Source organism: Umezawaea sp. (assembly GCF_036375055.1).
Lineage (GTDB): Bacteria > Actinomycetota > Actinomycetes > Mycobacteriales > Pseudonocardiaceae > Umezawaea.
The window spans coordinates 20,697-27,082 of the sequence record NZ_DASUSQ010000089.1; the positions used below are offsets into that span (position 1 = coordinate 20,697).

4 protein-coding genes and 2 pseudogenes are annotated in these 6,386 nt (G+C 74.4%); 1 reads left to right on the forward strand and 5 read right to left on the reverse strand.

The genetic code is table 11. From position 1 onward, the window contains the following. From VFZ92_RS24750 to hutU (VFZ92_RS24770), 5 genes and pseudogenes are all read right to left on the reverse strand, one after another. A complete protein-coding gene (locus VFZ92_RS24750) occupies window positions 1-891 on the reverse strand; it encodes a helix-turn-helix transcriptional regulator (protein WP_330878415.1) in 891 nt (296 codons plus the stop codon). 255 nt (window positions 892-1,146) lie between these two features. After that, complete coding sequence (gene hutI, locus VFZ92_RS24755) at window positions 1,147-2,289, reverse strand: imidazolonepropionase (protein ID WP_330878416.1); 1,143 nt, start codon at window positions 2,287-2,289, stop codon at window positions 1,147-1,149. Next, window positions 2,286-3,512 (reverse strand): formimidoylglutamate deiminase, encoded by a 1,227-nt coding sequence (locus VFZ92_RS24760; RefSeq protein ID WP_330878417.1) that lies wholly within the window; start codon window positions 3,510-3,512, stop codon window positions 2,286-2,288. Before VFZ92_RS24760 ends, hutI begins: the two co-directional genes overlap by 4 nt. Further along, on the reverse strand, window positions 3,509-4,687 hold the full coding sequence (locus VFZ92_RS24765) for an allantoate amidohydrolase (protein ID WP_330878418.1): 1,179 nt from the start codon (window positions 4,685-4,687) through the stop codon (window positions 3,509-3,511). Before VFZ92_RS24765 ends, VFZ92_RS24760 begins: the two co-directional genes overlap by 4 nt. Beyond that, window positions 4,680-5,516 (reverse strand): annotated as a pseudogene (gene hutU / locus VFZ92_RS24770) (urocanate hydratase); the annotation flags it as partial. The gene VFZ92_RS24765 and the pseudogene hutU (VFZ92_RS24770), both read right to left, overlap by 8 nt. On the opposite strand from hutU (VFZ92_RS24770), the pseudogene hutU (VFZ92_RS24775) reads away from it, so the two are divergent. After that, a pseudogene (gene hutU, locus VFZ92_RS24775) lies at window positions 5,511-6,350 on the forward strand (urocanate hydratase); the annotation flags it as partial. The pseudogenes hutU (VFZ92_RS24770) and hutU (VFZ92_RS24775) sit on opposite strands and share 6 nt — an antisense overlap. Window positions 6,351-6,386: the final 36 nt, after the last annotated feature.

Here is a 6,386-nt window from a genome sequence, read left to right on the forward strand (position 1 = left end):
TCACTCCCATTCCCAGCGGATGCCGATGATGCCGGGCCCGGTGTCGTGCGCGACCAGGTGCGCGCTGTGCGTCGTGCCGATCCACAGGTCCCGCACGTCGGTCTCCGGGTCCTGCGAGGTCTCCTGGCGGAACCGGTAGCAGCGCACCGGGACCGCGTCCGGGTGGAAGTTCACCTGGAGCAGGTAGTCCCGCGCGCCGCGCAGGAACCGGCGGTCGCTGCACGAGCTGGCCGCGCCGGGACGGGCGGTGATCCGGTAGTCCACGACCGCCGTGTCGCCCGCGCGCAGCATCCGGTCGAACAGCACCTCGGCCAGCAGGAACCCGTGCTCCGGCTCGGTCCGCACCCGACCGATGCGGCACGCGCCCTCGGCCGAGATCGTGCCCACCGTCTCGTCGTCCTCGTCGGCCCGCTGGATCGCCATGAACCGGTCGATGCCGTCCTCGTCGGCGCGCAGCACGCCGTTGCAGTGCCACTCCACCTCACGCCCGTCCGCGCCGACCGTGGCGACGTCGCGCCAGCTCAGGTAGGTGACGGGGGTCGGCTCCAGGTGGTCGAGGGTGAGCATCAGGTCGTTGAGGCCGTCGGCCTGCACGTCCCAGATGCCCTCCAGCGTCAGCGTCCGCTCGGCGGTCTGCTCGGTCCACCGGCCGCGGGGCCGCTTCGGGCCGAGGCCGCGCAGCAGGTCGTCGACGCCGAGGACCTCCTCCAGCAGCGTCACGACGCGCAGCGACTCGGGGCGTTCCGGCCTGCTTCGCCCGCGCCGCCAGTAGCTCAACGTCGACACGCTCACCTGCGCGCCGCGCCGGGCCAGGTGGTGCTGGATCCGTTCCAGGCTCAGCCCGCTGGCCTCGATCGCGCGCGTGAGCGCGTCCCCGAAGTCCTCCGCCACGAGGACGAACCCTACGTGGTCGAACGCGCGAGGACCGTTCGTCCGACTCGGTGAACACGCGGCGTGCACCGGGGGGAAGCGCTCACCGGGTCGCCGACGACCACCGGGCTGGGGAGGACGGAGCGGCGATCGGTCATGACCGCCGGGACGGCGGGCCCCGCGCTGCCGCACGACCTGGCGGACGAGCTGCCGCCGCTGTTCACCGGCGTCGGCGGGCGGTGGCCGCACGCGCTCGCCGACCGCCTCGGAGCCCCGTCACCGCACCCGCGCGCCCGCGCGCCACACGGCGCGGGTCAGCGGGACACCGGGCCGGTAGGCCAGGTGCGTGGTCGACGGCGCGTCCAGCACGTGCACGTCGGCGCGGGCACCGGGGCGGAGGACGCCGATGTCGTCGCGGCGCAGCGCTCGCGCGCCCCCGAGCGTGGCGGCCCGGACGGCCTCCTCGACGCTCATCCGCATCTGGAGGACGGCGGTGGTGACGCAGAAGGCCATCGAGGACGTGTACGACGAGCCGGGGTTGCAGTTGCTGGCCAGCGCCACGGTCGCGCCCGCGTCGAGCAGGCCCCTGGCGTTCGGCAGCGGTTGGCGGGTCGACAGGTCGCACGCGGGCAGCAGCGTGGCGACCACCTCCGAGGTGGCGAGCAGGTCGACGTCCTCGGCGGACAGGTGGGTGCAGTGGTCGACGCTCGCCGCGCCGAGGTCGACGGCCAGCCGGACACCGGGTCCTTCGCCGAGCTGGTTGCCGTGCACCCGCAGCCCGAGCCCCTTCGCGGCGGCGGCCTCCAGCACCGCCCGCGACTGGTCCTCGTCGAACGCGCCGGTCTCGCAGAACACGTCGGCCCAGCGGACGTGCGGGGCCACGGCGTCCAGCATCTCGCCGCGCACGAGGTCCACGTAGTCGTCGGCGGCCACACCGGCGGGCACCAGGTGCGCACCGAGGAACGTGACCTCGTCGACGTGCCGCGCCGCGAGCGTCGCCGACCGCAGCTCGTCGGCGACGGTCAGCCCGTAGCCGGTCTTGGTCTCGACGTAGGTGGTGCCCTGGCCGACGGCCTCGGCGACGTGCCTGCGCAGGTTCGCCTCCAGCTCGTCGTCGGACGCGGCACGGGTCGCGCCGACCGTGACGGCGATCCCCCCTGCCGCGTAGGGCTTCCCGGCCATCCGCGCCCCGAACTCGGCGGTGCGGTCGCCCGCGAACACCAGGTGCGTGTGGCTGTCGACCCACCCCGGGAGCACGGCCCTGCCCTCGACGTCGACGCTCTCGTCTGCGGCGGGTGCGTCGGCGGCAGCGCCGACCCAGACGACCCGGTCGCCCTCCAGCACCAGCGCGGTGCCGGAGACCTCGGGGTCGTTCGTGGTCAGCTCACCGATGCCGGTGATGAGCGTGCTGGAGGTCATGCCGTGTGCACCCCGTTCTCCGCGATGACCTTGCCCGCCACGACGACCGCGGCCACGTCGGACGCGGTCGCGGTCAGGACGACCTGTTCGGGCCGCGATCCCGCCGTGCGCACGGAATCCAGCCGGACGGCGACGAGGTCGGCCGGTGCGCCGACGCCGATCCGCCCGGCTTCCGGCCAGCCGATGGACGCGTGGTTGGTCAGGGCCGCCATCAGCTCCCGCGGCGAGAACCGGCCGCGGCGACCGGTGCGCAGGCGTTCGCCGTGCTCCAGCGCCCGCGACTCCAGCAGCGGGTCGATGACGGCGTGCTGGTCGCTGCCCAGCGACAGCGGGCTGCCCGCGTCCACCAGTTCGCGGGCCGGGCCGATGCCGTCGGCCAGGTCGGCCTCCGTGGTGGGGCAGAAGCAGGCGCCGGTGCCGGAGGTGCCGAGCAGCGCGATGTCCCCGCCGGTCAGGTGGGTCGCGTGGACGGCCGTGGTGCGCGGCGAGAGGGCGCCCGCCTCGTGCAGCAGCTCGGTCGGGGTCATCCCGTACGCCGCCAGGCAGGCCTCGTTCTCGGCGGGCTGCTCGGACAGGTGGACGTGCAGCGGGCGGTCCGGGAAGGCGGCGGCGACCTCGGCCAGTTCGGCGCGGGGCACCGCGCGGACGGAGTGGATGGCCGCGCCGACGCGGGTCATGGCGTCCGGGCGCAGCTCCGCCACCCGTGCCGCCCACGCCGACGCGGTGCCGTCGGTGAACCGCTCCTGCACGCCCCTGACGGGCACGTCGATGCCGCCCGCCAGGTAGCAGGTGTCGAGCAGCGTCAGGCGGATGCCCGCGTTCGCGGCGGCCTGCCGGAGGGCCTCGCCCATCTCGTTGGACCGGTCGTGCAGGTAGTGGAACTCCCCCACCGCCGTGATGCCGGTGACCGCCATCTCGCGGTACACCGACGTGGCCAGCTCCAGGTAGCTCTCCGGGGTCAGCTCGGCGGCGACGGCGTACATGGCGTCGCGCCACGTCCAGAACGTGCCGCCGCCGTCGTGCGTGCGCCCCCGGAGGGCCCGGTGGAACGCGTGCGAGTGGGCGTTCGCGAACCCCGGCAGCACCACGCCGGACAGCCGGCGCGCATCACCCGGAGCGTCCGCGGTGGACAGTCGGACGACCAGGCCGTCCACGACGTCGACCACCACGCCGGGGACGACACCCTCGGGCAGCCACGCGTGCTCGCACCAGTAGCTCGTCACGTCGCCAGGTGCTCCAGGGTCGTCGCCAGCGCCACGACGCCCGCGGCGCAGTCGTCCGACGACGCGAACTCCTCCGGCGCGTGGCTGACGCCGGTGGGGTTGCGGACGAACAGCATCGCGGTGCGGGTGTGCGCCGCGAGGACACCCGCGTCGTGGCCCGCCCCGGTCGGGAGCGCCGGGACGCCGCCCAGCACGGCGGCGAGGGAGTCGCGCAGCTCGGGGTCGAAGTGCACGGTGCCGCCGTAGGACTCCTCGGTGACCTTGAGCGAGCAGCCCTCGTCGCGCGCGGCCCGCTCGGCGGCCGACACGACCTCGGCGACCACCTCCCGCGTCCGGGCGTCCTCGTCGGCGCGCGCGTCCAGCCAGACGTCGACCGAGGACGCGATCACGTTGGTGCCGCCGGGGTTCGGGACCAGCCGCCCCACGGTCGCCCGCGCGCCACCGGTGGCGGCGCGACGGGCCGCGAGGACCACCTGCGACGCCGGGAGCATCGGGTCGCGGCGGTCCTCGATCAGGGTGGCACCGGCGTGGTTGCCCTCGCCGGTGAAGCTGAACCGCCACCGCCCGTGGGCCAGGATCGACGACGCCACGCCGACGGGGACGTCCAGCCCCCGCCCCTGCTCCACGTGCAGCTCCACGAAGTCGCCGATCATCGACAGCGACCGCTCGTCGCGGCCCATCCGCAACGGGTCGAAGCCGGCCCGGTGGGCGGCCTCGCCGAACGTCACGCCGTCCGGGTCGGTCAGCCCGCACGCCGCCTCCGGCGTGATCGCGCCCGTCATCAGCCGGGAACCCAGGCAGGCCACGCCGAACCGGCCGCCCTCCTCCTCGGCGAACACGACGACCGCGAGCGGTCGGGTCGGCGTGAAACCCTTGGCCTTCAACAGGTCGACGGCCTGGAGCGCCGACACGACCCCCAGGGGTCCGTCGAACGCACCGCCGCCGGGCACCGAGTCCAGGTGGCTGCCGGTCACGACCGCGTCGCGACCGGGCGCGCCCCACCACGCCCACAGGTTGCCGTTGCGGTCGGCCCGCACGTCCAGGCCGCGCCGGGCGGCCTCGGCGGTGAACCACTGCCGCAGCTCCAGTTCCGCGGGCGTGAAGGCGTGGCGCGAGTACCCGCCGCGCTTGGCGTCCCTGCCGACGTCCGCGATGTCGGCGAGCAGGTCACCCACGGGCGGACATGGGGATGCGCACCCCGCGCTCGGCGGCGACCTCGGAGGCCCGGTCGTAGCCCGCGTCGACGTGCCGCAGCACGCCCGTGCCGGGGTCGTTGGTCAGCACGCGCTCGATCTTCTGCGCCGCCAGCTCCGTCCCGTCGGCCACCGTGACCTGGCCCGCGTGGATGGAGCGGCCGATGCCGACACCGCCGCCGTGGTGGATGGACACCCAGGTGGCGCCGGACGCCGTGTTGACCATGGCGTTGAGCAGCGGCCAGTCGGCGATGGCGTCGGAGCCGTCGGCCATCGCCTCGGTCTCGCGGTACGGGGAGGCGACCGACCCGCAGTCGAGGTGGTCGCGGCCGATCACGACCGGCGCGGACAGCTCACCGCTCGCGACCATCTCGTTGAACCGCTCACCCGCGAGGTGCCGCTCGCCGTAGCCGAGCCAGCAGATGCGCGCGGGAAGTCCTTGGAAGGCAACGCGTTCGCCCGCCATGCGGATCCAGCGGGCGAGGGACTCCTTCTCCGGGAACAGTTCCAGGATCGCGCGGTCGGTGGCGGCGATGTCCTTCGGGTCGCCGGAGAGCGCGGCCCACCGGAACGGGCCCATGCCCTCACAGAACATCGGCCGGATGTAGGCGGGCACGAACCCGGGGAAGTCGAACGCGCGGTCGCAGCCGCCGAGCTTCGCCTCGCCGCGGATGGAGTTGCCGTAGTCGAACACCTCGGCGCCGCCGTCCATGAACCCGATCATGGCGTCGACGTGGTCGGCCATCGAGTCGCGGGCGCGATCGGTGAACTCGTCGGGCTTCTTGGCGGCGTAGTCGGACCAGTCGTCGAGCCCGAGGACTGGCACGACTACGCCGAGGCGAAGCCCGAGGAGTTCACCGACCGCGCCCGGGCCTCGATGGCCAGGCACGTCGAGGCGATGGTCGGGTTCCTCGACGCCGGCGCCGAGGTCTTCGACTACGGCAACTCGATCCGCGACGAGGCCCGCCAGGGCGGCTACGACCGCGCGTTCGCCTTCCCGGGGTTCGTGCCCGCCTACATCCGGCCGCTGTTCTGCGAGGGCAAGGGCCCGTTCCGCTGGGCCGCGCTCTCCGGCGACCCCGCGGACATCGCCGCCACCGACCGCGCCGTGCTCGACCTGTTCCCGGACGACGACCACCTGCAGCGCTGGATCCGCGCCGCCCAGGACAAGGTCGCGTTCCAGGGGCTGCCGGCCCGGATCTGCTGGCTGGGCTACGGCGAGCGCGACGCCGCGGGCCTGGCGTTCAACGACCTGGTCGCCTCGGGGCGGATCAGCGCCCCGATCGTCATCGGCCGCGACCACCTCGACTCCGGCTCGGTCGCCTCGCCGTACCGGGAGACCGAGGCGATGGCCGACGGCTCCGACGCCATCGCCGACTGGCCACTGCTCAATGCGCTGGTCAACGCCTCGTCCGGGGCGACGTGGGTGTCCATCCACCACGGCGGCGGCGTCGGGATCGGCCGGTCGATCCACGCCGGGCAGGTCAGCGTCGCCGACGGCACGGAGCTGGCGGCCCGCAAGCTCGAGCGGGTGCTGCGCAACGACCCGGGCACCGGCGTGATCCGGCACGTGGACGCCGGCTACGACCGCGCCGCCCAGGTGGCCGAGGAGCGCGGCATCCGGGTGCCGATGGCGGAAGCCTGATGAGGGCCCCGACGAGGGCCATAGTGGCCACTTTGG

Coding starts and splice junctions, on each gene's coding strand:
- hutI (WP_330878416.1), bottom strand. CDS start 2,289: ATGACCTCCAGCACGCTCATCACCGGCATCGGTGAGCTGACCACGAAC.